At 31.8% G+C, this 25,254-nt stretch carries 26 protein-coding genes, 2 tRNA genes and 1 other annotated feature; of the genes, 1 reads left to right on the top strand and 27 read right to left on the bottom strand.

Annotated elements, in window-relative coordinates:
* Positions 1–11 precede the first annotated feature (11 nt).
* The 13 genes from BQ9840_RS08255 to BQ9840_RS08195 all read right to left on the bottom strand — a co-directional run bounded on the left by BQ9840_RS08255 (position 12) and on the right by BQ9840_RS08195 (position 10,430).
* Positions 12–1,028, bottom strand: coding sequence for an aminoglycoside phosphotransferase family protein (locus BQ9840_RS08255; protein WP_077369334.1), 1,017 nt, complete (start codon positions 1,026–1,028; stop codon positions 12–14).
* Positions 1,010–1,708: a TIGR04282 family arsenosugar biosynthesis glycosyltransferase gene (locus tag BQ9840_RS08250; RefSeq protein WP_077369333.1), complete on the bottom strand. Its 699-nt coding sequence runs from the start codon at positions 1,706–1,708 to the stop codon at positions 1,010–1,012. Before BQ9840_RS08250 ends, BQ9840_RS08255 begins: the two co-directional genes overlap by 19 nt.
* Positions 1,709–2,383, bottom strand: a complete 675-nt coding sequence (locus tag BQ9840_RS08245; RefSeq protein ID WP_077369332.1) for a TIGR04283 family arsenosugar biosynthesis glycosyltransferase — start codon at positions 2,381–2,383, stop codon at positions 1,709–1,711. It abuts the gene before it with no gap.
* A gap of 12 nt (positions 2,384–2,395) precedes the next feature.
* Positions 2,396–3,406 carry an ABC transporter ATP-binding protein gene (locus BQ9840_RS08240; protein ID WP_077369331.1) on the bottom strand — a complete coding sequence of 337 codons (1,011 nt, stop codon included), beginning with the start codon at positions 3,404–3,406 and terminating at the stop codon, positions 2,396–2,398.
* 11 nt (positions 3,407–3,417) lie between these two features.
* Positions 3,418–4,227 carry an ABC transporter permease gene (locus tag BQ9840_RS08235; RefSeq protein WP_077369330.1) on the bottom strand — a complete coding sequence of 270 codons (810 nt, stop codon included), beginning with the start codon at positions 4,225–4,227 and terminating at the stop codon, positions 3,418–3,420.
* A gap of 4 nt (positions 4,228–4,231) precedes the next feature.
* On the bottom strand, positions 4,232–5,053 hold the full coding sequence (locus tag BQ9840_RS08230; protein WP_200804901.1) for an ABC transporter permease: 822 nt from the start codon (positions 5,051–5,053) through the stop codon (positions 4,232–4,234).
* A gap of 44 nt (positions 5,054–5,097) precedes the next feature.
* On the bottom strand, positions 5,098–6,348 hold the full coding sequence (locus tag BQ9840_RS08225; protein WP_200804900.1) for an ABC transporter substrate-binding protein: 1,251 nt from the start codon (positions 6,346–6,348) through the stop codon (positions 5,098–5,100).
* The gene (locus tag BQ9840_RS08220) at positions 6,348–7,010 is read right to left on the bottom strand and encodes a TVP38/TMEM64 family protein (RefSeq protein ID WP_077369329.1); all 663 of its coding nucleotides are present in this window, start codon (positions 7,008–7,010) and stop codon (positions 6,348–6,350) included. Before BQ9840_RS08220 ends, BQ9840_RS08225 begins: the two co-directional genes overlap by 1 nt.
* Before the next feature lie 13 nt (positions 7,011–7,023).
* Positions 7,024–7,671 carry a (Fe-S)-binding protein gene (locus BQ9840_RS08215; RefSeq protein WP_159436124.1) on the bottom strand — a complete coding sequence of 216 codons (648 nt, stop codon included), beginning with the start codon at positions 7,669–7,671 and terminating at the stop codon, positions 7,024–7,026.
* Between the two features lie 50 nt (positions 7,672–7,721).
* Entirely contained in the window at positions 7,722–8,159 is a 438-nt protein-coding gene (locus BQ9840_RS08210) for a 4Fe-4S dicluster domain-containing protein (protein ID WP_159436123.1), read from the bottom strand.
* Positions 8,160–8,233: 74 nt separating this feature from the next.
* Complete coding sequence (locus tag BQ9840_RS08205) at positions 8,234–8,956, bottom strand: TVP38/TMEM64 family protein (protein WP_200804899.1); 723 nt, start codon at positions 8,954–8,956, stop codon at positions 8,234–8,236.
* A 28-nt stretch (positions 8,957–8,984) separates the two neighbouring features.
* Entirely contained in the window at positions 8,985–9,431 is a 447-nt protein-coding gene (locus tag BQ9840_RS08200) for a rhodanese-like domain-containing protein (protein WP_077369327.1), read from the bottom strand.
* A gap of 30 nt (positions 9,432–9,461) precedes the next feature.
* On the bottom strand, positions 9,462–10,430 hold the full coding sequence (locus tag BQ9840_RS08195; protein WP_077369326.1) for a sulfurtransferase: 969 nt from the start codon (positions 10,428–10,430) through the stop codon (positions 9,462–9,464).
* Positions 10,431–10,744: 314 nt separating this feature from the next.
* On the opposite strand from BQ9840_RS08195, the gene BQ9840_RS08190 reads away from it, so the two are divergent.
* On the top strand, positions 10,745–11,668 hold the full coding sequence (locus BQ9840_RS08190; protein ID WP_077369325.1) for a DUF2935 domain-containing protein: 924 nt from the start codon (positions 10,745–10,747) through the stop codon (positions 11,666–11,668).
* A 38-nt stretch (positions 11,669–11,706) separates the two neighbouring features.
* On the opposite strand, the gene BQ9840_RS08185 is transcribed toward BQ9840_RS08190, so the two are convergent.
* The 14 genes from BQ9840_RS08185 to BQ9840_RS08120 all read right to left on the bottom strand — a co-directional run bounded on the left by BQ9840_RS08185 (position 11,707) and on the right by BQ9840_RS08120 (position 25,253).
* A tRNA-Ser gene (locus BQ9840_RS08185) sits at positions 11,707–11,798 on the bottom strand.
* Between the two features lie 4 nt (positions 11,799–11,802).
* Positions 11,803–12,255, bottom strand: coding sequence for a tRNA adenosine(34) deaminase TadA (gene tadA / locus BQ9840_RS08180; RefSeq protein WP_077369324.1), 453 nt, complete (start codon positions 12,253–12,255; stop codon positions 11,803–11,805).
* Between the two features lie 28 nt (positions 12,256–12,283).
* Positions 12,284–12,360, bottom strand: a tRNA-Arg gene (locus tag BQ9840_RS08175).
* 58 nt (positions 12,361–12,418) lie between these two features.
* Positions 12,419–13,621, bottom strand: a complete 1,203-nt coding sequence (locus BQ9840_RS08170; protein ID WP_159436122.1) for a D-alanyl-D-alanine carboxypeptidase family protein — start codon at positions 13,619–13,621, stop codon at positions 12,419–12,421.
* Between the two features lie 227 nt (positions 13,622–13,848).
* Positions 13,849–15,357, bottom strand: a complete 1,509-nt coding sequence (locus tag BQ9840_RS08165) for a M1 family metallopeptidase (RefSeq protein WP_077369322.1) — start codon at positions 15,355–15,357, stop codon at positions 13,849–13,851.
* Positions 15,358–15,471: 114 nt separating this feature from the next.
* Positions 15,472–16,743, bottom strand: a complete 1,272-nt coding sequence (gene serS / locus BQ9840_RS08160) for a serine--tRNA ligase (RefSeq protein ID WP_077369321.1) — start codon at positions 16,741–16,743, stop codon at positions 15,472–15,474.
* Positions 16,744–16,796: 53 nt separating this feature from the next.
* Positions 16,797–16,964, bottom strand: a binding site (T-box leader).
* A 43-nt stretch (positions 16,965–17,007) separates the two neighbouring features.
* Positions 17,008–18,036, bottom strand: coding sequence for a PTS transporter subunit IIC (locus tag BQ9840_RS08155; protein WP_077369320.1), 1,029 nt, complete (start codon positions 18,034–18,036; stop codon positions 17,008–17,010).
* A 64-nt stretch (positions 18,037–18,100) separates the two neighbouring features.
* Positions 18,101–18,622, bottom strand: a complete 522-nt coding sequence (locus BQ9840_RS08150) for a transcription repressor NadR (protein ID WP_077369319.1) — start codon at positions 18,620–18,622, stop codon at positions 18,101–18,103.
* 18 nt (positions 18,623–18,640) lie between these two features.
* Positions 18,641–19,624 carry an ATP-binding protein gene (locus BQ9840_RS08145; protein WP_077369318.1) on the bottom strand — a complete coding sequence of 328 codons (984 nt, stop codon included), beginning with the start codon at positions 19,622–19,624 and terminating at the stop codon, positions 18,641–18,643.
* 3 nt (positions 19,625–19,627) lie between these two features.
* Positions 19,628–20,728, bottom strand: a complete 1,101-nt coding sequence (locus BQ9840_RS08140; RefSeq protein WP_077369317.1) for a DnaD domain protein — start codon at positions 20,726–20,728, stop codon at positions 19,628–19,630.
* Positions 20,729–20,766: 38 nt separating this feature from the next.
* On the bottom strand, positions 20,767–21,375 hold the full coding sequence (locus BQ9840_RS08135) for a GNAT family N-acetyltransferase (protein ID WP_159436121.1): 609 nt from the start codon (positions 21,373–21,375) through the stop codon (positions 20,767–20,769).
* 73 nt (positions 21,376–21,448) lie between these two features.
* Positions 21,449–22,771, bottom strand: coding sequence for a replicative DNA helicase (gene dnaB / locus BQ9840_RS08130; protein WP_077369315.1), 1,323 nt, complete (start codon positions 22,769–22,771; stop codon positions 21,449–21,451).
* Between the two features lie 38 nt (positions 22,772–22,809).
* A complete protein-coding gene (gene rplI, locus BQ9840_RS08125; protein WP_077369314.1) occupies positions 22,810–23,253 on the bottom strand; it encodes a 50S ribosomal protein L9 in 444 nt (147 codons plus the stop codon).
* The gene (locus BQ9840_RS08120; RefSeq protein WP_077369313.1) at positions 23,250–25,253 is read right to left on the bottom strand and encodes a DHH family phosphoesterase; all 2,004 of its coding nucleotides are present in this window, start codon (positions 25,251–25,253) and stop codon (positions 23,250–23,252) included. Before BQ9840_RS08120 ends, rplI begins: the two co-directional genes overlap by 4 nt.
* Position 25,254: the final 1 nt, after the last annotated feature.

Raw genomic sequence — 25,254 nt, 5'->3', positions numbered from 1 at the left:
TTATATCTCCTTTACAATTTTATATCGAAGTATTCTTTTAATAACTGGTCCATAAAATCTACCTGTAAATATTCTTTTATTTTATTAAAGGTATCCATATTTTTAATTTTCTTATTTGGATTATGATACTCTATATATGCATATCCACACCAAGATAAAGCTCTCAAATATAGGTAGGGAGTATACATTTGAACTCTATAGCGAATATCTCTATCTAATACATCTAATCCATCAATATAAGATTTAAAAAAGCCTTCTTTTTCTTCTGCACTTAAAACATGATTAGTCTTCCACAATGTAGTAGTAGGTGCAAGAAACTGAGTCAAATCCTGACAGGGATCACTTATAACTGGCTTTTCCCAGTCTATTAGATAATTTCCTTCATCTCCTATGATGAAATTATGAGAATTGACCTCAGTATTGTTTATAACATGCCAGCAGTTGTCAATAAAGTACCTTTCCTTTGAACTGTTATTTTTCGCCCAACTAATAAAGTTATAAAAGTACTTTTTCAATTTTATATCAATAATTGGCGAATCCCAAAATTCATTTAATAGTCTTTCTGCTTCTACTATTCTATCTGTAAAAATGTTTGATTCCACTATAAAATTGCTATTATCTATTTTACTTAAATCTAAAGAGTGTATCTTTGCAAATATTTCTCCAGCCTTATTTAAATCCCTATTATATTCTAATGGTTCCCCATTTAAAAACTCCATTATTAAAATTCCATACTCGAAAAAACTCTTTGTGTCATCTACATAATAAACTTTTGGTGTAACACCACTTACTTCTAATACTTTCAATGCATTATACTCATACCTTATTTGATTATCTAGCTGTAGTTGACTTCCAGTATTTACTCTAAAAACATACTTTCCGAACTCAGATTCTAAAATAAAGTTTATATTGTATTCTCCTTGAGCTAAAAATGAAACAGTATAATTATCTCCAATATTAATATTTAAGGCTCCTCTATTTTTATCTATATATTTATAAATATCGTTTATTAATTTACTTTTAACCATGATGGTATCCGCTCCATATTCTCTATATATTCTAATGTATTTTTAGGAATGAATATTCCTTCATTATCACATTCCTTTGTTTCTTTAATAAATTTTATTAAATCCTCTTTTGTATCAATATCTCTATGAATAGGAGCTAATCCAACTGAAAGGGCTTCATTGTTTGCTATAGCAATAGTTCCTTCAAAAACAGATTTCTTTCCCCATTTTAAATTACTATTAAATATCATAGTATGAAGTTTTCTCATTCCAACTAGATAATAACCTCCATCATAGGTTGGTCCCAAACAAATATCATTGACTTCTAATATATCAAAAGCCTTATAAATATCCTCTGGTTGAATACTTGGTATATCTGATCCAATTAATACAACTGAATCATATCCCTTGTTTAAAACTTTCCCTATGGCATTCCCCATTTTCTCCCCTAAATCTTCTCCCTTTTGAGGAAAAGATTCAATATAATTTGGAACCATGTCCTCAATAATATGAAATGAGTCTTCAGGAGTATAGGTAAGAAATATATCAATCTCATTTTTTAGATAATCAAATAAATTAAATAAGTCCAATAAAAAAGCTTTGTGAATGCCTGCACATTCCATTCCCGTAAATATATCCATTAGCCTAGTTTTTGTCCTTCCAGGTAAAGGTATTCTAGTCATGAGAATAAGTGCTTTCATCTACCTCACCTCTCTATACATTTTATTTAGCTCTGAAGGAGATTTTCCAAGTAAGTATAGTAGTCTTATCTTCTGCATTAATAAAAAAGTCTTTAATTGTCCTCCTGAACTAAACCTCCTAGCTGATGTTCCAATTTTAGATTCTACCATCTTAACCTTTCCCATCTTATGAAGTCTCCTAGAAAAATCCCAATCTTCCATAAGCTCTATATCCTTATATCCATTCATTTTTTCAAATATATCCTTTTTCACAAATATACCCTGATCTCCAAAAATCAATTGTAAATACTTAGCTCTCATATTTGATGTTTTAGCAATATATCTCATAAATAAAGTATCCATATCATAAAAATAAAGTTGGAATCCTCCCCCAATATATCCCTTATCTATAGTTTCTTTTATTTTTCCTAAAGAGTCTACAGATACAATAGAATCAGAGTGTACAAACCATAATATATCGCCACTTGATTCTTCTGCACCTTTGTTCATTTGTCTAGCTCTTCCTTTAGAACTTTCTGTTACAATACCATATGACTTTGCTATTTTAACTGTATTGTCACAGCTTCCACCGTCTACAACTATAATCTCCTTTTGCCCCTTTAGTCTATCTAGAACTTGTAATGTCTTCTCGATTTTGTTTTCTTCATTTAAAACTGGCACAATTATAGAAATCATTATAATCTCCTTCTAAAAAAATATTGCTTTTTCATAATCTATTGAAATAGAAACTTCATCACCTATTTGAAAGTTCATATTAGGATTAGATATTAATTTCAACTGAATATCTCCTACTCCTACAGTATAATATATTCTATCTCCTGCATATCTTTTTATTTTTACTATACCTTTAATATCAGTTTCACCTGGAGAATATAGCTTAATATCTTCAGGTCTAATCATTGCACTAATCTCTTTTTTATTATTAAAGTTTGTTTTAAATTTGCAAATATCACTAACAAAACACCCATCTACAATGCTGCCATCAATATAATTTTTTTCTCCTAAAAAATTAGCTACTACCTTAGAGCAAGGCCTTTGATATAATTCTAATGGAGTTGCAAATTGCTTTATTTCTCCATCTAACATAATCGCTATTTTGTCTGAAGTCATTAAGGCTTCTTCCTTATCATGAGTTACCAATATTGTAGTAATATTAAGTTTCTTTTGTATATTAAGCATTAAATCTCTCATATCTTCTCTAAGTCTCGCATCTAAATTAGAGAATGGTTCATCAAGAAGGAGTACCTTAGGCTCAATTGCCAAAGCCCTAGCTAGTGCAACCCTTTGCTTTTGTCCCCCTGAAAGTTCATGAGGCATTTTTTTATTGCATTCTTTTAGTTGAACTAGTTTTAACATCTTCTTTACTTGTTTCTTTCTAATTTCTTTATCTACCTTTGCCATTTTTAGACCAAAACCAATGTTTTCTTCCACATTTAAATGTGGAAATAACAAATAGTCTTGAAATACTATTACAGCTCCCCTCTTCTCTACTGGAACCTTTAATACTGAATTACCATTAAATAATATATCTCCTATATCTGGTTTTAACAATCCAGCAATAATCTTTAAAGTAGTAGTCTTACCACAACCAGATGGACCTAATAGTGACACTAATTCTCCTTCAAAAATTTCAAGGTTGATATTATCTAACACTTTTTTACCACTAAAACTCTTCGATATATTTTGTAATTGAATCATATTAATTCTCCTTAACTATAAAAGAAATTGCCACTTTTGTAATAATGCCTTATAGCTTTTTCCATTATCATTAAACATACAAGAGTAGTCAAAATAAATACAATACTATAAACCGAACCCATCATCCTATCTCCACTTTGAATAAATGGGAACATCATCATAGAAAAAGTCACTACTCTTCCCCCACCAATCAAGAAGGTGAGAAAATATTGACTAAAAGATACAATAAAAATCATACTACTTGCAGAAATTATTCCTGGTATTATTAGTGGAAGTGTTATGTATCTAAAAGTTTGAAATGAACTAGCTCCTAATACCTTAGCTTGCATTTCCATAGATTCCCCTATTATTTCAAAAACACTTGTGAGTATCTTAACGCCATATGGAATACAAGGAATAAGATGAATCAGGACAACTCCCAAAAAAGTATTTGCAATACCCATCTTTAAAAAGGAAAGATGTATTCCCATAGCTACTGTAACTGTAGGCACAATTACAGGTGCAAATATCAATATTTCAATTAACTTCTTACCTTTAAAATTATAAACTCCCAATGCCTTTCCTGCTGGAATGCTTATTATTAATGTAATAATGGTCACAACAGTAGAAAGCCAAACACTGTATAAAAGTGTTTTTAGGGATTTACTATTAGGGTTAAACAAATACTTCCATCCTCTAAGACCATATTCCTTTGGTAGTAAATATGGCCAAGGCCACTTTTTTGTAAAACTCCAGACTACTATGACTATAAGAGGTAATACCAAAAATATTAAAAAAATACAAGTTATAATTCTATATAATTGATTTTTATTATTACTCATAATATCATCCTTTATATTTTGAAATTAATTCAAAGGTTTTATAATAAACCCCTACTAAGAATAATGATACAAAAGTTAATATCATATTTATAACCATAGCATATGGTCTATTTGTTAAATCTGGATTATTATATTCTATAAATGCTTTAACAGGCAAAGCTTTTGGATATGTAGGACCTAAAAGCAAAGGAACTTCATATGCTCCAAATGAAAACGCAAAAATAATAATAAATGCTGAAAATACAGTTGGCATTATTATAGGAAGAATGACATGAAAAAACACCTGTCTTTTAGTAGCCCCAAGATTTAGGGCTACTTCAGAAAGGTTATAACTTAAATTGCTTAAAATAGTATAGGTAACCATGGCTACGAAAGGTATTTCCTTCCATATATAAGCGATAATTATTCCCACCCCATTCCTCTCATGAAGAAGGGATGGAAATTGAGTTGGTTCTTTTATTAAACCTATTGAATATAGAATTCTAGGAAATATCCCACTTTGTGCTAGAATATTGTACACAAGAAGCACTGCAACTATATGTGGTACAATAATTGGCAATTTATATATAGCTTCTACTAATCCGTTATTGCTCTTAGTTTTAAGTATGGAATAGGATAATAACACCCCCAAAACTATAGCTATGATGGATGATACCAAGGAAGTATATAGGCTAAATCCTAAAGATGATAAAAAATCTTTGCTATTAAGTACTTCCTTGTAATATCTAAGAGTATATTCATGAAGACCTACAGCTTCAAAATGTCCTAAGCTTTGAATAAATCCCATTATTAGCCCTGAAGCAAATATTCCTAGTATAACTATCATTATTGGTAACAGTAAAATATAAGGTCTTATTTTATATTTCAACACTAATCACTCTCACCTGGTATAGTTTCCATCCAAATTTTTTCTATTATAGGCACTAAATCTGCTGGCATCTCTGGTATTCTTCTTTCAAGTAAAATATCTTGAGGAATAGTTGCTATTCCTAAATCCACTGAATCTAAAATATCTTTTTCCTCTGTACTTAATTTACTATTATCTAATACCGGTAGATCTCCCCAATTTTCTGGTACATATTTTGAAGCTTGTACTTCAACATTTAAAATATAGTCTATTACAGCCATAGCTCCAGCTTTGTTCTGCGAATTAAATGGAATTCCTAAGAAATGTGTATTTCCTATAGTTCCTTTATCAAATACAAAGGTTCTTGTTGATTCTGGATATTCTCCTGTAACTATTTTACCTGAGGGAGAATTAGGATTATATGTCATTGTCATAAGCACTTCCCCATCAGAATACATATTGTCTAATAATGCTGATTCTGCAGGGTAAGTCTTTCCTTCTTTCCATAAATAAGGCTTCAGTTCCTTCAAATATTCTATGGCTGGCTCAATAGCTTTTCTTACAGTTTCCTCATCTGCTTCCATGTCCATAAACTGTTCGTAACCTACCATATCACATATAATATTTCTAACAAAAACACTTCCTGTAAAATCAGGTAATGCTGGATAAGTGAATTTACCAGGATTTTTTTTAGCCCATTCTAACAATTCTTCATGACCACTAGGAACCTCATCTACCTTATCACTATCATATACCAATACAAATTGTGCTTTCCCATAAGGTGACTCATATCCTTCTACTGGATAACCAAAATCATATTTAACTTCAATTGAATCCTTATCTATATACTTGTTGAAATTTGGTAGCTTGTCTGTAAAAGGTCCAAACAATAAATTGTTTTCCTTAGCAGTAAAGAAGTTTTCTCCGTTTATCCAAACTACATCTATATTTCCATCTTCAACATTTAACTGTTTCTCGTTTAATAAATTGTTTAGTATTTCATCTATATCCATACCTACTCTGTTAATAGTAATATCATATTCTTCTCTTAGTTTATCAGATAGATATCCATCTATCCAAGTATTAATCTGCTGACCTCCACCCCAACCATAAAAGTTAACAGTTGTTCCTCTAGCAGATTCCAAAATTTCATCCCAATCTTTTTTTAATACATCTTCATCATTTTTTGTTTTTGAATTACAAGCAACTAAATTTAAAGTTAATATACCTATTAATAAAAGAATTAAAATCTTTTTAATTGTTATTTTATTCATTACAGTTCTCCTTTTTTAGATTGAAATATTTTCTTTAATACAAAAGATATAATAAATAAAGCAACTAATAATCCGATTGCCATATAAAAATCCTTAGATCCAAATACTGTAGTTTTATCACCTAAGTTTGTATATACTAAAATACCAGGTAATGAACCTATAGTAGTAGCCATTGCAAAATCCTTATATTTAACATCGGAAAGTCCTGCACTATAGCTAACAACTTTAAAGGGAAACAATGGAATTAACCTTAACATCAGTATTAAAAAGAACCCACTCATTTTTGACTTGTCTTTAAATATTACTAGGTCTTTTTTAATTATCTTTTTAATAACCTGCTGACCTAATCCTCTAGCTAAATAAAATGCAATAGTTGCTCCAATTAATGAACCAATTGATGTTAAAATAGTACCTTTAAATAATCCAAATATCATGCCCCCTGCCATTACTAATACTGAATCAGGAAACAATAATAGAGGTAGTAATGATAGTATACCAACATAAATTAAAGGCGCCCATATTCCAAAGGATTGTATATAATCCTTTATTTCGTTAGGACCATATTCCTTGAATATATTATGTTTATTTATAAATATAGCTAACCCAACTATTATACATATTATAGCTATATATTTTAATATGTCTTTTTTAGACTTTTTCATATATTTATCCTTCCTACCCATTATATTTACTAAATTTCTTTTTCCCTTTATATCTATTAATCCATTTTTTAATGGTATTTACTTCTGTTTGATCGAAAGTATTGTATATATCTTCATTAAACAACAAATCTAATATGTGAACAGCACTTTTACCACCTTTTTTCATAGACTCTACACATTCTTCACAATAAGTAACTATATGCCCTTCTGTAGTTTCATTAGCCCTTCTCAACTTTTGAGCTGTTGCTATTGTATTATTCGTTAAGGAAGTCATTCCTCCTGAGCCACAGCAAAGGGTATTTTCTCTATTAAATTTCATTTCAGTATAATTAATCCCTATTTGGTCTAATATATTTCTTATTGCATCGTGTGTTTTTACCTCATATCTAGTAGGGCAAGGATCATGTATGGAAAAGACTATATCAACATCTTTGCCTTTTCCTTTTATCTTTTTAGGAACACCCTTTTGAGAAATTATCTCCCATAGAGGAATTACTTCAATATCTTCACTATTTTTCTTTATAGTATTAAAACAATTTTGACATGTAGTCACAACTCTTTTAATGCCATTTTTCTTGAATTCTTCCCTAAGAATATTATAATAATGGTTAAACTCTTCTACATAACCCATAGAAAAAGTTGGATTTCCACAACAATTCAAGTATATGCCAATGCCTGGTATCACATCTCTAAGATACTTATAGGCTTTATTTACAATTTCAGGGCTAAGGCCATAATACTACATCCTGGAAAATATATGATATCTGAGTCTTCCTCAAGACCGATTATATCTGTACGAAAAAGCCTTGAAAAGCTATTCTTTTGGTGAAACTTAATTGAGGTATAACCTAAATCACTAGGAAGCTTTCCCTTTGTTTCAGATACTACATTCTCTCTTAAATTAAAAAACATTTCCTTTAAATCAACATCTTTTGGACAAACAGCTGTACAATATCCACATAACAAACAAGAATAAGGCAACTTATGGTCTACTTTTTTCTCTGCTAGTAGATATTCTAGAATATCCTTTGGTGAGTTACAAAATTCACAAAGCATTGGACAACCATTCATGCATAACTTGCAACCTATACATTTATCTTTTTCTTTTTGAATCTTTTGTAAGTTTTTATTGTTTATATCTACTTTCACCATATCTCCACCTTTTAACTGTATAAAAGGATTGCTTCATATTCTGAAACAATCCCCTTTATATAATAGTTACATTAATTTCTTTCTATCTTCTCAGTATTGTCTGCTGTTTTTTTAGAATTTCGATCATTCCAGATTTTCTTCATAAGGTATATTAATATACTTAAAGAAAATAAAATCAATAGCCCAAATACAAATTTCTTTGTCCCTCCTGTAAGCATTCCACCAACATAGGAATAAACCAATGTTGCAGGTAGTTGACCTAATCCTGTAGCCCAGAAAAACGACCAAAATCCCATAGCTGTAAGACCTGCTGCATAGCTAACTATGTCAAAGGATATAAAGGGTAGCAATCTTGCTATCAAAATAGCATAATTACCATATCTATCAAAAAACTTATCAACTTCTTCTAAAGCAAACTTACTGGTTAACTTTTCTGCTGCATTTCTACCATATATCCTTGCTATATAAAAACATAATGCTGCTCCGGCCATAGCACTAGACCAAGATAGTAGTGCACCTTTTACCCAACCAAATAATCCAGCATTAGCAAATGTTATAAGAAAAGCTGGAAGTGGTGCTGCTACTGATTGAAATACCATCAGTAGAAATGATATTATAGGTGCCCATATTCCAAATGATAAAATATAACCTTTGATTGCATCTACATCTAACATACTAAATAAAAATACTATTTTCTTAATGCCAGTCCTCACTGGAGTAACAAATAGATATATACAAATTAATCCGACTATAATACCTATTTTTACCCAAGTAGACTTCTTAATATTTTTCAAAACATCAACAACCTTTCTTTAAAGGCATTTATTTTTCTAATAGTTCATCATAAGGCCATCCACCTTGACCATTCTCTAATATGAATAGGCGATCTTCTTTGATACCTTTTTCTATTAGATAATTATAAGTTCTTTCTGCTCCTTTTTTACCACCTGGACATATTATTATAATTGGATCTTCTGAAGATTCTAAGTCCGACATAACTCCATCAAATTTTGCTTTGTCTTCATCTGTTTCAACTGGGTAAGCATGTGTTGGTATTGCACCTTGAATATGGTGTTCTTCCCAAGCATCTTCTGGTTGAATATCTAATAGTATAATGTCATCATTGTTTTCAATATTTGCCTTTACCTCTTCAGCTGTACGATAATTAAATTCAGCATTTCCTTCTTCTGTAGCTTCATTTTTAGTACAACCAGTTAATAATAATGCAAAAACTGTTAATACAACTAATACTAAACTAAATCTTTTCATTTAATACTCCTCCTTTTGTTATTTTAAATTTTATTTTTCTAATTCAAGTTCTGAGTTTCCAGCCCAAGCATGGAAACTTGCATCATAATTCTTTGCATTATTGTATCCCATCATTGAAAAAACCACTTGCATATGAGCTGAACGTATACCAGCAGTACAATAAGTAACTATTTCATCATCCTTTTCGATTCCATTACTATCAAGTATTGCTTTTATTTCTCCTGCAGTTTTAAAAGTACCATCTTTATTTAGAAATTCATTAAATGGAATATTAATTGCTTTAGGTAAATGTCCTCCCCTTGCTTCTCCATATTTTGTAGCACCTTCATATTCATCTTTTGCTCTAACATCTATTATAACTACTTCATCTAATTTATTCGCTAATTCTTCAGTTTCTATGTTTGATTTTAAATCAAGTTCTTTAATTTCAACACTGGAATGACTTGGCTCTACTGATTCCTTTGATACTTCATATCCTTTAGATTCCCAATAGTTCCATCCGCCATCTAATATCTTAGTATTTTCTAAACCTGCTCTTCTTAGCATCCATACTATTCTTCCATCTTCACCCCAACCTTCTTGAGTGTTGGTATATACTACTATTTCCTTGTCATTTGTAATTCCAACTTCAGAAAGCTTTTCAGATAATACTTTTGGTTCTAGAACAGTTCCCCAATTTGGATTTTCTCCTGGAGCTCCTTCCATATTTGCGAATTGCTGCCACATAACAAATATAGCCCCTGGTATATGTCCTTTATCATAAGCTTCTTGTCCCCTAGCATCTAATACTAATAAATCTTCTCTGTCTAAGTTTTCCTTTAGCCAATCAGCATCTACAACATAACTAGTGTCTACAAAAGTTACGCTTTCATCAACTTCCATATCAGTATTTTTATTATCGCTAGTATCTGGACCTTTAGTACATCCAAATAAAGAAATAGATAGTATTAAAATTAAAACAAATACTAAAGTAGTTCTTTCCCTAAAAAACCTTTTCACAAAATATCCCCCCAATTATAATTTTTACAAACCATTTACCTCATATAATAAACGTACATCCACCATGAAAAATTATATCATAGTAAAAATGTAAACATAAATTGAAATATTAAATAGTATTTTTTTTCATATAAAATCTATCTATAGCATAAAAAAGTGTAATCTCGTACTTTTGTAAAAATGGGTTTGATTATATATTGACATTATTTGTATACAAGTTTAGAAAGTATAAAATCTAATTTAGCAGAGCTTTTTTCTCACCCCTTTTAAAATTATTAATATAATATATTAGTAATACACAAAGGGGGATTTTTATGCTTTCTAGAGAAGAATTTATAAACATGTCAATAATGGAAAACCTTTTTTTTGCTCGTATAATGAAGGAACATCTCATATTTGTTGATGCTACCCTTCCCATAGTAAATTGTAGCCTTATACTTGAAGTAGAAAATTTTAAAAATATACTAGAAAACTATTTATTAGAAACTATTATCCTATCTGGTGGTATGGTTGATGATAAAGCCATAAACTCTAATGAACTTGTCACTAATTATACATTGAGTGCAGAAGAAATAACTAATAGCTATACAGGAATATGTATAAATACTGAACTTACAAAATTAGAAATGAATTTGGTTCCTATAAAAGAACCTTGCTATTCACCTGATTTAGAAAATAGGGTTTATGAACTTAATAACAGAGGAATAAATTTAGTAACCGAATTAATTAAAATGAAAGAGAATCTTCATGACAATGTAGATAAATGTCAAATTTTCATTTTCTTATATCCTCATCTTTTAGAACATGTTATTGAAGAAGCTGAAACATATTTGAATATACTTAATGCCCTTCAAGCTAGGGATGAAGTGGTTTTGAAAAATGAATTACTACAAAAAGAAGTTTTCTGGAATGATATAATGAAAGAACATTCTGAGTTTATAAGAGGACTTCTTGATCCAACTGAAAAAAACCTATTCAATACTGCCAATGACTTTGCCGACCTTTTTGAAAAGTTGACTGAAGAAGCAAAAAAAGTATTGGAAAACAACTTACCTATAGATGAGATAACTGAAAAGAGTAAGATGGCTACAGAGAGTATTATCCAATTTAAAACCTCTGCTGTTAATGGCTTAATCAACTGTCAAATAAAAGCTATAATACTTCCTCTACTAGCAGACCATGTTTTAAGAGAAGCAAATCACTACAATAGACTACTAAATACTCTTTCTGAATGCTAATATAAAAAAATGTCTTCAAAACGAAGACATTTTTTATTTGGCGGAGAGAGAGGGATTCGAACCCTCGGCACAGGATGAACTGTGCAATGGTTTTCGAGACCACCACCTTCAACCTCTCGGACATCTCTCCATTATTATTTACTTTTCCTCAATTGACTAAAAAATTGTTTCATAATGCTTGAACATTCTTCTTCAAGTACACCAAAGGTAACTTGAACCTTGTGGTTAAAACTAGGGTTATTTGTCAAATCTAAAACAGTTCCACAACAGCCCATCTTATGATCTCTTGCACCTATGATTAATCTATCAATTCTTGAATTCATTATAGCACCAGCACACATAGGACATGGCTCTATTGTCACATACATTGTACAATCAATTAGCCTCCACCCACCTAAATATTCACTGGCTTCTTTTATAGCTATCATCTCAGCATGAGCGGTGGGATCCTTTAAAGTTTCTCTTAAATTGTAACCTCTTCCAATAATTTTTCCCTTATGAACAACAATAGCACCTACAGGAACTTCCAAGGTGCTATAAGCTTTATAGGCTTCTTCAAGGGCTATTTTCATGAAATATTCATCCATTTTGTTTCACCTAATTGTTTAAATAAAATGGTGCACCCGAGAGGAATCGAACCCCCGACACACGCCTTAGGAGGGCGCCGCTCTATCCTACTGAGCTACGAGTGCACACTACTTATCAAATATATATTTTACACTAATATAACATAAAAGTCAAAGGTGAAAATCACCTTTTAGTAAATAAGCTGCCAATAAATATAATAAATTGTTTTAAATATCTTCCTATCATAATGATAAAATTAGCCTTTTTCACATCTTCCCTTACTTCTAATGGGTATTCATCTAGTATTTCATCATCATTATATAATATAACTCTTCCAACTTCATCTCCAGCTCTAAGGGGAAGTTTTACTTCTTCATTGTATACAATATCATTGTATATATCATCCCCAGCTTTTACTATCATATACCCATCTAAAGTAGGATATACTTCTACCTCCGTTTTTCTACCCTTGGGAAAATACAAAGTATCTATAGCTTCATCTTTAGAAAATATTCTTTCATTTTTATAATTGGAAATACCATATTCCAAGAGTATCTTACTTAGTTCCTTCCTCTTTTCCATAGTATTTGCACCCATAGTTATACTTATAAATCTCAAATCACCCTCATCTATTCCACCTACGATATTGGCAGTAGAAACAAGACAGTTACCTGCCTTATTTGTAAAACCTGTTTTAAGTCCATCTACACCATTTATCTCCCCCAAAAGTGGATTTGTGTTTTCATTTAAAAATTCCCTGTTCTCTATATCCATACAAGACTTACTTGTAATATCAAGAATCTCAGGATAGTTTTCTAAAATATATCTTGATAGAACAAATATGTCCCTAGTACTCATCATATTTTGGCCATATTCTTCAGGAAAACCAGTTGGATTTAAATAATTAGTGCATTTTAAATTTAATTCGTTTGCCTTTTCGTTCATCATATTCACAAAATCAGCTGTATTTCCTGCAGCATGCTTTGCTAATGCTACAGCTGAATCATTTGCAGAAACTATCAACAAACTTTCAAGTAATGTTTCAACTGGAAATATCTCACCTTCTCTTAGATTAAAGCTAGAGCCTCCTGTATTTGCAACCTCTTCATCTATATACACTGCATCCTTTAGTGAAATATGCCCACTTGATACTTCATCCATCACCACTAGATAGGTCATAAGCTTTGTAATACTAGCAACTTCCAATGGCTTGTCTATATTGTACTCTTCAAGTATTTTTCCAGTTTCGAAATCTCCTAAAAGATATGATCTTACTTCTCCTTCTATTCCTACATTGCTTGCAAATGAAATGGAACTTAATAATAGAATAAAAATGAGAATAAGTGTTATTTGTTTTGTTATTTTGTTTGTCAATTTTTTTGTCATACACATCACCTTTTTTATTGTAACAGATTTACGTCCATATTTATATAATGTATTAGGTAATACCTAAAAAAACAATAAGGAGGAACCATTATGGCAGATATGAATCGTTGGGGTTTTGGAGACGACTCTAGCTTACTATTCTTCTTTCTACTCCTTGTAATCCTTTTTGGCGGATGCGGATGGGGTTGTGGAAGATAGTTGCAAAAAAGTGGAGGTAATCCTCCACTTTATTTTTTCCCATAAAGCCAAGTGTTTACCTTCTCCTTAAAATCAGTTCCTGTTACTTCCTCACAAACAGCTATAAAATCTTCTGTTTTTGCATTTGAAAATCTATATTTATTATAATATTTATTAAGTATATCATATAGAACTTCTTTTCCAAATTCATCTTTTATTTCATTTAAAAACATAGCTCCCCTATTGTATGCCAATGAACCATAATCACCCCAATCAGTAAATTGACTAAGTGGTTTTAATGGCACTTCCTCAAAATTGAACATACCTTTTGCATAATCATAGCTATCTTCTACATTTCTTTTGAAATAATTTTCTCCATTTTCTTCACCATATATTTCATCCATATAAATTGTCTCACTATATGTGGCAAAGGATTCATCTAGCCAAGCCTCATCTATTTCATCATTTCCAACTACTCCGTACCACCACTGATGAGCTGTTTCATGGACAATGACTTTCTCTAGATATTCTTTATATTCATCAGTATAAGATCCCTCTTCTATAAACACCAACCCTGGATACTCCATACCTCCTGAAAAGTTATTGGCTACTACAGAATATTGTCCATAGGGGTATTTCCCAAATATCCTATTGAAAGTTATCAATGAATCCCTAGCAATATCAAAAGCATAATCCTTTATTTGAGAGCTAGCGTCTAAGAAGTACATCTTCAACTGAGTACCTTCTACATCTCCCTTTAAAACTGTAAAGTCCTTACTAGCAACCCAAGCAAAATCCCTTATTAACTTCCCTTCTATCTCCCAAATCTTTTTTTTGCCTTTTGTTTTTTCATTGATAATATTTCCACTAGAAGCAACAATCATATCTTTTGGAGTTGTAATCTTTACATCATAATTACTGATATCACTATAGAATGGATCTCCAAGCCTATAATAGGGGTCAGTATTCCACCCATCTTCATCATAAACACATACAATAGGATACCAATTCCCAAAATTAAAAGTCTTATCCCCATACCCAAATCTATCTTCCGCAGGAGGAAGTTTCGCTGTATATTCTAGATATATCTTTGTATTTTCACCACTTTTAAGTGGAGAATCAAGTTTTAAATGTAAAATAGTGCTACCCTTTCCCTCTGTGGCAAACTCTACATTCTTATTTTTAACTTTTGCTACATCAATATTTAAAAATCCAGGTTCAAATCCATTTGGATAAGCCCCTTGAAAATAATTATATAAATATGGAGCAGTTTGTTTTCGCCTAAATGCATTAGGATAAATATGAATATATATATCAGATAAATCAACGCCAGTATTGTTTATATACTTAATAGTCTCTATCCCCTCATAGGTCTTGTCTTCCGGATTTAGTTCTACTTCAATATTATAATGATTGATCTCATCAAGTGAAATACTGTTGTAATCCTCAGTAATTAGTGTTGGATATTGAGTCTCTGTAGGCTTTAAATTACAGCCTACCAATGTCAATGCAATGATGACAAATAATATTAATCCCTTAATATTTCTCTTTTTAAACACTTCAATCCCCCCTAGGCAACATGTCACCTTATTTTAATCCTTATTAAAACTTATTCTACAAAAAATGAAAAATACCTCTAAAAAAAGCCAACCTATAGGCTGGCTTTCAAATATTTATCTAATTACTTCTAATCCTCTCATATAAGGTCTAAGTGCTTCTGGTACAAGTATAGAGCCATCTTCTTGTTGGTAGTTCTCAATTATAGCTGCACTTGTTCTTCCAACAGCTAAACCAGAACCATTTAATGTATGAACATAGTCAAGTTTTCCATTATCACTTCTTCTAAATCTAATATTTGCCCTTCTAGCTTGGAAATCTTCAAAATTACTGCAAGAGGATATCTCTACATATCTATTGTAGCTTGGCATCCAAACTTCAATATCATAAGTCATAGCAGATGAAAATCCTAAATCTCCTGTACAAAGCCTTACTACTCTATAAGGTAATCCCAATAGTTTTAGTACTTCTTCTGCATCATTTGTAAGTTTGTTGAGTTCATCATAAGAACCTTCAGGTTTTACAAATTTAACTAACTCAACCTTGTCAAATTGGTGATTTCTTATAAGACCTCTTGTGTCTCTTCCTGCAGATCCAGCTTCTTGTCTAAAACATGGAGTATATGCTGTATAGTAAATTGGAAGCATTTCCTCTGTTAATATTTCATCTCTATGAAGATTTGTAACAGGTACTTCTGCTGTAGGCACTAAGAAATAGTCCTTGCTAGGCAATGAAAACGCATCTTCTTCAAACTTTGGCAATTGTCCTGTGCCAGTCATACTATCTCTATTTACCATAAAAGGTGGAGCAATTTCTGTATAATCTTGATCAACTGTATGAAGATCTAACATGAAGTTTATAATCGCTCTTTCTAGTAGTGCACCTTTGTTTTTAAATACTGTAAACCTAGCACCAGTTATCTTTGAAGCCCTTTCAAAATCGAAAATATCTAAATCTACACCCAAATCCCAATGAGCTTTTGGTTCAAAATCAAACTTTGTAGGTTCTCCCCATTTTCTTATTTCCACATTTTCCTCATCAGTTTTTCCCATTGGTACATTTTCATTTGGAATATTTGGTATCCTCAAAAGAATGTCATGAAGTTTAACATCTATTTCCTTAACTTCTCCATCTAATTCCTTTACCTTAGCAGACAATTCTTTCATTTCATTAAGTAATTGGGATGCATCTTTTCCCTCTTTCTTCATCTTAGGAATTTCTTTTGAAACTTGATTTTGTTTTGCCTTCATCTCTTCAACTTTTACAAGTATATTTCTTCTCTTTTCATCAAGTTCAATAACATCATCAATACCAAAATCTCCATGTCTTTTAGCTAATCCAGCTTTCACTAATTCTGGGTTTTTTCTGATCGTCTTTATATCTAACATTCAAATCACTCCTCTTTATTCTCTGTAATAAAAAAACTCTCAATCCCTATAAAAATAGGGACGAGAGTATATTCCCGCGTTGCCACCCTAGTTAGCTATTAAGCTCACTCGTGATACTATTGCTCTGGGGTGGATTCAATAGTCCTTCTCACCAATTTTCACCAACCATTGGCTCTCTAAAGAGAATTAAACTATTTACTAATTCCCATCATAGCAAATATTAGTTTTTTGATATTATAACATAGATGTAAATAATTTGCAAGGCTAAATTTTCATATCTCCTTCTTTAATATAGCCCTTTTTCCTCATCCATTCAGATACTACAAAGGAAATAAGTCCTGGCAAAATAAAATGTAAAAGTAAAATAGATAAGAAAACCTTAGGACTAGAGCCCATTACATCTATAGTTGCAAATTGTCCTACAAGTCCACTAGTTCCCATACCTGCACCAATTTTATTTCCTTCCATTTTAAATATGGTAGTAGAAATTGGCCCAAGAATAGCAGAAGCAACAACAGGTGGAATCCATATCCTTGGATTTCTAATGGTATTTGGAATCTGTAACATAGAAGTACCTATACCTTGAGCTATAAATCCACCAAATCCATTTTCTCTATAAGATGCAACAGCAAAACCTATCATATGAGCTGAACATCCTACAACTCCTGCACCAGCAGCTAACCCACTAAGTCCTAGGGATATAGCCAATGCTGCACTACTAATTGGAAGTGTAAGTATTATACCCATAAGTACAGATACTATTATCCCCATAGGAATAGGCTGTAACTCTGTAGCCAAATTTATAACACTTCCTATCAATGTCATCAGTCCACTTACTATAGGAGCAATATAATTCCCCACAAGTCCACCTACTATTATAGTCCCAAGAGGAACCAATACTATATCCACCTTTGTCTTTCCTTGAATCAATTTTGAAAACTCAGCACCTAGTAGAGAAGCAACAAGAGCTCCCACAGGCTCTCCCACTTTGATAATAGTATTTCCTCCATCGAAAGAAATAGTCCCTGCTCCTATAGCACCTGTCACTATTGAAGCAAATATCCCCAATGGAGAAGCGCCTATACTATAAGCAATACCCGCACCTATAGCTGGTCCCATAAGATATTGTGCAATCTGCCCAAAATTAATCACAATATCTAATTTGAAAAGTGTACCTAATTGTTTGATAATAAGTCCAATAATAAGTGAAGAAAAAAGTCCTAAAGCCATTCCATTAAAAACCTTTATAAAGTACTCCTTTACTTTATTACCCTTTGTTTCTTTGTTTTCCACTTTAAACACCCCTTAATTGTAATTACTTCTGTCTTGTCACCTGTACATACAAAAATATATCACTTTATTTATCAGTAATCAAGTACTTTTTTTCTTTTAAAGCATTTACAATTTTTTCAAAAGTTCTTTCATCTTCTACCTCAATGGTATGAATATGAACACCATCTGTAAGGGATGACAATGGCTCAGCTTTGGTCTTGATTAAATTTTTCATAAAATCAGATACATCCAATCTAGAGCTAATCATAAGGGGACTCTTTATCTCTCCATATAGTGGATGCTCAACTATTACATCTAATGCTTTGCCTCCCATATCCACTATGGTATTTAATTCATCTTCAATTTCATCATAACCAGAATGTTTGCAAACTATACTTTTAATTAACTTTCCTTCTCCACTTTTCAACATAATATATCCTTGAGGTGTAGCGATTATCTTTTCTCCACCAGCTCTTAGTATAGCGATATCTTGAACTATAACCTGTCTAGAAACTCCTAGTTCTTCAGCCAATTCAGTTCCCTTAACTGGCCCTTCCCCATTGCAAAGAATATTTAGTATCTCTTCTCTTCTCTCATTTGAATCCATAAACATCTCTCCCATTTATTATCTTTCCCATCTCAAATCTGGTCCATAAAACTTAAGAGGTATAAACTTCTCCAAGACCCTTGAAAATACCCTATCCGTATAGGTATCAGATATCTCCTTGGGTGTCAAATTTGTAGAAATAATAGTCTTACTTCCATTTATAAGCCTAGTATTTACAATATTGAATATCTCAGCATTAGTAAAAGTATTGGCCACTTCAGTACCCAAATCATCTATAATAAGTAAATCAGAAGTAAACAGTATCTCATAGTCCATATCATCAAAAAGCCTTTCATTTCTTCTAAATCTGTGACTTTCTATTATCTCTAATATCTTAAAAGCTGTTTGATATATAACCATCTTGTTCTTATCTATAAGTCCCTTAGCTATACAATTGCACAAAAAAGTCTTTCCCAATCCTGTGCTTCCATAAAACAATAAATTTTCTCCATTTTTCTCATGGAAATTGTTTACAAAACCTTCGGCAATAGCTACAACATTTACCATATTCTCCCTTGGAGTAAGTTTCTCTCCTTCAAAAGGAGTATCAGGAAATATATTTATATCAAAAGTTTGAAAATTTTCAACTTTAATAGCTTCTTCAATATTTGACATCTTATAAGCCCTACTTATCAATGCCTGTTTCAAACAAGGACATTTTTCACCACTTTCAAGAAATCCTGTATCCTTGCAATTATCACATTCATATACTACATCTAAATACTCTAAAGGTATATTGTTTTCAGTAAGTAAAACAGCTTTTTTCATCTTAAGCTTTTCCATTTTGTCTTTTATCTCTTTTACCTTCTCTTCATAGCAATCTGGGTTTTCCAAAATAGCCTTTGAAATCAAAAATCCGGTATTAGATATTTCATTATCTAATTCTCGTATTTCAGGAACTTTTAAATACACCTTTTTTTGTCTAAGCCTTTGACTATACAATGCTCTATCTCTTTTCTTTTCATATTCATAAAGTATCTCATTTAAAACTTCCCCATTCATAGGCTACTCTCCTTTAGACTTAAAATAATATTCTTCCCTCTTCTTCCTTGCTATCTCTTCCAACTCATCTGAAGTATATTTAGATGTCCTCTGTTCAAAATTATGAAATCTTGTCTTTGCTGCTTTTCCAGTAGTTCTCTGATATGTCTTCTTGTCCTTATATTGTTCATTCTTTAAAGGCTTATCCTTTTCTTCTATCTCGTCAACAGTACTTATTCCCTTACCATGCCAAGATGTGAGAATCCCATCTATATAATTAATACTAGGGTTTGAAGTCTTCTTGGAGTTTTCACAAGCCTTAAGAACCAATTCCAAAGAAAACTTATAGGATTCAAACCACTTATCTATTACATTCATCTCACTTTCCGTTGGCAATCTATTCCCCAATCCTAGATATTTCATTATCCTATCGTATCTATAGTACCTCTCATCTGTCTTCTTAAACTTCTGCTGCAATGCTTCCACATTTGTTATGCCATCATCATACCAATTCCTTATAATGCCTTCCACATAATTTACATTTTTAATACCCTTCTTTTCTATAGCATAGAAAAAGGCCTTAACAACCATATCAGGGTTCATATTGTAATTATATATCCACTCCAACACCTTTTTCTTCTCATTGGGAACCAGTTGCCTTCTCATTATATAATCAATTGAATTAAACATCTTATTGATAGGAACAATATCATTTGCCTCTATCAAATCTTCCTCACTACATACATATCCACTAGAATGTTGTTCTACATTACTAACAGCAGTTATAGGCTTGTAGTTGTTTTTTATATACAATTGTTTAAGATTTAAAAACTTAACCTCATAGTCATATTTATTTCCATCACTCTTAGGTAATTTTTCAATAATGCCTTTGTCCTTCCAAAAATCCCATGCTCGAAGTACATCCGATAGCGGAATATCTAAATGTTTGGCTATTGTCTCATTGTCTACCTCTATATCAGAATCTTTGTCATGTGCATATTTGAAACCTAATAGATACACTTTTACATAAGTACCATCAGCCATAGGCATAAAATCGTTTATAAATATATTTTCAATAGGAGTATCTCCCAAGTCAATATCTGTAGTTTCAAGTTTAAAGCTCAATGTATTCACCACCTTCGTTACTTCTCACCTTTGTCTATTTAAACATTTTGATGGAGTTTAAAATATGTTTTTTTATCTATTTTCATCTTGTAAATATAATTATATATCTTCTCATGTTTTATTACAAAACAATTCATTGCCTCTTTAACATACGGATTGTCAAAATCTATAAAATCATCAAAATACCTATCAAGATACTTTTTAAACTCTACAAAACCACATTTTTCATAGCATCTTCTAGCTCTCTTATTGAACTCTGCCACTTCAAGATACATAATCTTCATATTCAAATCCCTAAAATAATAATCAAGAAATAAATTCAAAGCTTCAGTACCATATCCCATATTCATATAATTAGGATCGAATACTATCCCCAGTGTAGATTCTTTTTTTAAACGCCTTATTTGTTTCATACCCAAATACCCTACAAAAATATTTTGCTCATTATAAACAGAAAAATATTTTTTACTTAAACCAAATGTCTTAGATGAAAACCACTCCTTAATATCCTCTCCATCATGATAAGGAAAATTATAGTCTTCAAATAAAGGATTTTCGTGTTTTCCCCAACTTCTCATACTAAATGCATCTTTTAGAGAAAAATCTCTTATAGTCACCTTATCTCCCAATAACAGAACTTCTCCCATATCCCCACATCCATTCATGTGTATTGAAAATAATACTTCGAGGAAATCCTCGAAGTATATTTAAGTCCTAGTGCTATTCTCGAAACCTTTCTAAGTTCACAAACTTGGTGAATTGTCCCATCCACAACAACTCAACCGTACCTGTTGGTCCATTTCTGTGTTTTGCAATTATTACTTCTCCTATATTCTTTTTGTCCGTATCCTGATTATAATATTCATCTCTATACAAAAACATTACCACATCGGCATCTTGCTCTATAGCTCCAGACTCCCTTAAGTCAGAAAGTATAGGTCTATGATCAGATCTCAACTCAGGAGCACGAGAAAGCTGGGATAGTGCAAGTACAGGACAATCCATCTCCTTTGCCAAAGCCTTCAATCCTCTAGAAATAGAAGATATCTCCTGTTGCCTACTTTCAGAAGGAGAATCTGATTGCATAAGTTGCAAATAGTCAATAACTATTAAATCCAATCCCTTTTCAATCTTAAGCTTCCTACACTTAGCCTTCATCTCCATAAGAGATATCCCTGCAGTATCATCTATATAGATATCAGTCTCTGAAAGAGGTCCCATAGCCTTAACTATTTTCAACCAATCATCTTCATTTAATTTACCACTTATTATCTTTTGTAAATCTACATGAGAAATAGAACTTAACAACCTTTGCACCAATTGCTCCTTACTCATCTCCAGAGAAAACACTCCAACCTTTGCATTTCCCTTCAATGCACTATTAAGAGCAATATTTAACCCTAAAGCTGTTTTTCCCATAGACGGTCTAGCTGCCAAAAGTATCAAATCACTTTTTTGCAAACCTGAAAGTTTGTTGTCAATATCTATAAACCCAGAAGTCAATCCAGTTAGGCCATCTTCTTTCATAGCCATCTGTTCAATTTTAGAAAAACTATCTAACAATACTTCCCTTATTGGAAAAAAGCCCTCTCTGTTTCTGCCTTGAGTAATATCAAATATATTCTTTTCAGCACTCTCTATAATACTATTTACCTCTTCGCTGTCTTCAAAACTTTTGGCCATTATTTCATCACAAGATTTTATGAGGCGCCTTAAAATAGACTTTTCTTCAACTATATCACAATAATATTTTATATTTGCAGTTGTAGCTACACTACCAGAAAGACTCGCCAAATAAGTAACTCCACCAATATTTTCTAGAGTTCCTCTTTTCTTTAACTCCTCAGATAAAGTAATCAAATCTACTGGTTCATTCCTATTGTACAATTCAACAATAGTTTCAAATATTTCCTTATTGGCCTCCTTATAAAAATCCGATGGCCTTATAGATTCCACAGCTGTATTTATAGCTTCCTTGTCTATAATCATAGCGCCTAATACTGATTGTTCAGCTTCTAGGCTATGAGGAGGGATTCTTCCTATTGCAATTTGAGATTCTATTTTAAATCACCTCGCTAATTTTATTCAACAACTTTTACTTTAAGTTTCGCAGTAATACCTGAATAAACTTTTACATCTACAATGGTTGTCCCTAAATTCTTTATATTGTCATCCATTACTATCTTTTTCTTGTCAATCTTTATTTTGTGTTGCTTTGAAAGTGCCTCAGCTATATCTTTAGAAGTTATAGAACCAAATAATCTTCCACCTTCTCCAGCTTTTCCTACCATATTAACAGTAAGTCCTTCAATTTTTTCTTTTAACTTCATTGCATTTTCACGTTCTGCTTCCTTCTTAATTGCCTCAGATTTCTTTTGTTCTTTCAACACCTTTACATTTCCTTCAGTTGCCTCAGTTGCTAATTCTTTTGGCAATAAAAAGTTTCTAGCATAACCATCCTTTGCATTAACTAAATCACCTTTTTTTCCTAATCCTTTAACATCTTGTAGTAATATTACTTTCACTTTTCCTCACCTTCCCTTAAATATTCATCAATTGCTTTTTCAAGAAGTTCTTCAGCTTCATCTATAGTTACATTTTCTAGTTGTGTACCAGCACTTGTTAAATGTCCACCTCCACCTAATTTTTCAAGTATCAGTTGAACGCTTATATCCCCTAAAGACCTACCACTTATATGAACCTTATCTCCCGATTGAGTCAACACAAAGGAGGCATAAACCTCATTGATAGTCAAAAGTTCATTTGCTGCTTGAGCAGCTATAAGAATAGAATCTTCCATATCCTCAGCAAACTTTGATATGGCAACTTTTCCATAAACAATACGTGCAGCCTTAACCACTTCCGCCTTCAATATAAATGTCTTATAATCATCCCTAAACAATTGTCTAACTTGAGTAGTATCTGCTCCAGCTCTCTTAAGTATAGAAGCCGCTTCAAAAGTCCTAACTCCTGTTTGGAATGTAAAGTTTTTAGTATCAACACTAATACCCGCCAAAAGTGCCTCAGCTTCCAATTTTGTCAAATCTATCTTATCTGTCATATAAGAAAGTATCTCTGTAACCAGTTCACAAGTAGAAGAAGCGTAGGGTTCTAAATATGTTAAAATAGGTTCTTCAATAAATTCAGCACCTCTTCTATGATGATCTATTAAGACTATCTTATCAGTTATATTCAAAAGTTCTGGTGCCTCTGTGAAACTAGGCTTGTGATTATCCACTACCACTAATAGAGAAGACTTATCAGCCATATTCACAGCCTCCTCTGGTGTTATAATACTATCAAGCATCTCAGGCTGTTCCTTTTTCACTCTATCACACAAATTTTTGATAGAAGGGTTTGGTCCTCTAAGAACTATATAACCATTTTTATTCCTACCCTTCACAGCACTGAGTATTCCAATACTTGCCCCAAAGGAATCCATATCTCCATTTTTGTGACCCATAATAAAAACAGTTTCAGATTGATCTATAAGTTGTCTTAATGCATGAGATATAACCCTAGACTTTACCTTATTTCTCTTTTCCACAGCCTTAGTCTTTCCACCATAAAAATTCAATTTATCAATCTTCTTTACAACAGCTTGATCTCCACCTCTACCCAAGGCAATATCAATACTAGCCCTTGCATACTCATAAGATTGACTTGGATTCTTTCCATTGACTCCCACACCCATACTCAAAGTAATAGGAATCTTATTTCCTAAATTTATCTCCCTAATACTATCTAAAATATCAAACTTTTTCTTTTCCAATTCATATAAATATTTATTTTCAAATATAATCACATACTTATCATTTTCATATTTTCTAACAAAACCCTCTATCTCTGAAACAAATCTGTTGATTCTCTTATCTATTTCAGCAAGTACAATAGGTCTATTAATTTCTTCCGTATTATTCTTTACCTCATCATAATTATCTACTTGAGCCACACACACAATGAGCTTTTCATTATTGTACATTTCCTTAAGAAGTGAAAAACTAGTATTATCAATCCAGTATAACATTCCAATTGCCTCACTAGAGGTAACAGTTTTTTTAGTATCAACTATATTATAATACACTTTGTAGTAGTTATTTTTAAATTTTATTTCAATAGGAGTTTTTTCGTCCTTAAGCAAACTCTCTGCCTTAAATCCAGGAACCAAATCCTCCAACTTCTTATCAAGTATATCCCTATCTTCCATCATATCCAAAAACTTTGTATTATACCAAGTGATACTCCCATCTAAATCTACCATAGTAAGAGGAATTGGCATATTGAATATAGCATGTTTCGTTGCAGATTCAAAATCCTCACCAAGACTTTCAATATACTTTACCCACTCTTCCTTCTTGATGTGAACATTTTTCCAATAATAATATATTAAATACACCAACAATATAGCTCCAATCAAAGCCATAAAAGGTTGATAAAAAGCCAATATAAACACCAAAACACCAATTATAATCAGATGTATTTTTGTATCTGGAGTGATAAATTCAAAATATTTTTTATTATTCATA

It is taken from the genome of Anaerosalibacter sp. Marseille-P3206, from assembly GCF_900155565.1.
Classification (GTDB): Bacteria; Bacillota; Clostridia; order Tissierellales; family Sporanaerobacteraceae; genus FUHM01.
Note: the sequence above shows the minus strand (reverse complement) of the source record. Positions and strands in the feature narration are given on the sequence as shown.

Excerpts from the sequence above, each read along its gene's own strand:
- BQ9840_RS08255 (WP_077369334.1), bottom strand. The coding sequence starts at position 1,028 with ATGGTTAAAAGTAAATTAATAAACGATATTTATAAATATATAGATAAA.
- BQ9840_RS08250 (WP_077369333.1), bottom strand. The coding sequence starts at position 1,708 with ATGAAAGCACTTATTCTCATGACTAGAATACCTTTACCTGGAAGGACA.
- BQ9840_RS08245 (WP_077369332.1), bottom strand. The coding sequence starts at position 2,383 with ATGATTTCTATAATTGTGCCAGTTTTAAATGAAGAAAACAAAATCGAG.
- BQ9840_RS08240 (WP_077369331.1), bottom strand. The coding sequence starts at position 3,406 with ATGATTCAATTACAAAATATATCGAAGAGTTTTAGTGGTAAAAAAGTG.
- BQ9840_RS08235 (WP_077369330.1), bottom strand. The coding sequence starts at position 4,227 with ATGAGTAATAATAAAAATCAATTATATAGAATTATAACTTGTATTTTT.
- BQ9840_RS08230 (WP_200804901.1), bottom strand. The coding sequence starts at position 5,053 with ATGATAGTTATACTAGGAATATTTGCTTCAGGGCTAATAATGGGATTT.
- BQ9840_RS08225 (WP_200804900.1), bottom strand. The coding sequence starts at position 6,348 with ATGAATAAAATAACAATTAAAAAGATTTTAATTCTTTTATTAATAGGT.
- BQ9840_RS08220 (WP_077369329.1), bottom strand. The coding sequence starts at position 7,010 with ATGAAAAAGTCTAAAAAAGACATATTAAAATATATAGCTATAATATGT.
- BQ9840_RS08200 (WP_077369327.1), bottom strand. The coding sequence starts at position 9,431 with ATGAAAAGATTTAGTTTAGTATTAGTTGTATTAACAGTTTTTGCATTA.
- BQ9840_RS08190 (WP_077369325.1), top strand. The coding sequence starts at position 10,745 with ATGCTTTCTAGAGAAGAATTTATAAACATGTCAATAATGGAAAACCTT.
- tadA (WP_077369324.1), bottom strand. The coding sequence starts at position 12,255 with ATGGATGAATATTTCATGAAAATAGCCCTTGAAGAAGCCTATAAAGCT.
- BQ9840_RS08170 (WP_159436122.1), bottom strand. The coding sequence starts at position 13,621 with ATGACAAAAAAATTGACAAACAAAATAACAAAACAAATAACACTTATT.
- serS (WP_077369321.1), bottom strand. The coding sequence starts at position 16,743 with ATGTTAGATATAAAGACGATCAGAAAAAACCCAGAATTAGTGAAAGCT.
- BQ9840_RS08150 (WP_077369319.1), bottom strand. The coding sequence starts at position 18,622 with ATGGATTCAAATGAGAGAAGAGAAGAGATACTAAATATTCTTTGCAAT.
- BQ9840_RS08145 (WP_077369318.1), bottom strand. The coding sequence starts at position 19,624 with ATGAATGGGGAAGTTTTAAATGAGATACTTTATGAATATGAAAAGAAA.
- BQ9840_RS08135 (WP_159436121.1), bottom strand. The coding sequence starts at position 21,375 with ATGGGAGAAGTTCTGTTATTGGGAGATAAGGTGACTATAAGAGATTTT.
- BQ9840_RS08120 (WP_077369313.1), bottom strand. The coding sequence starts at position 25,253 with ATGAATAATAAAAAATATTTTGAATTTATCACTCCAGATACAAAAATA.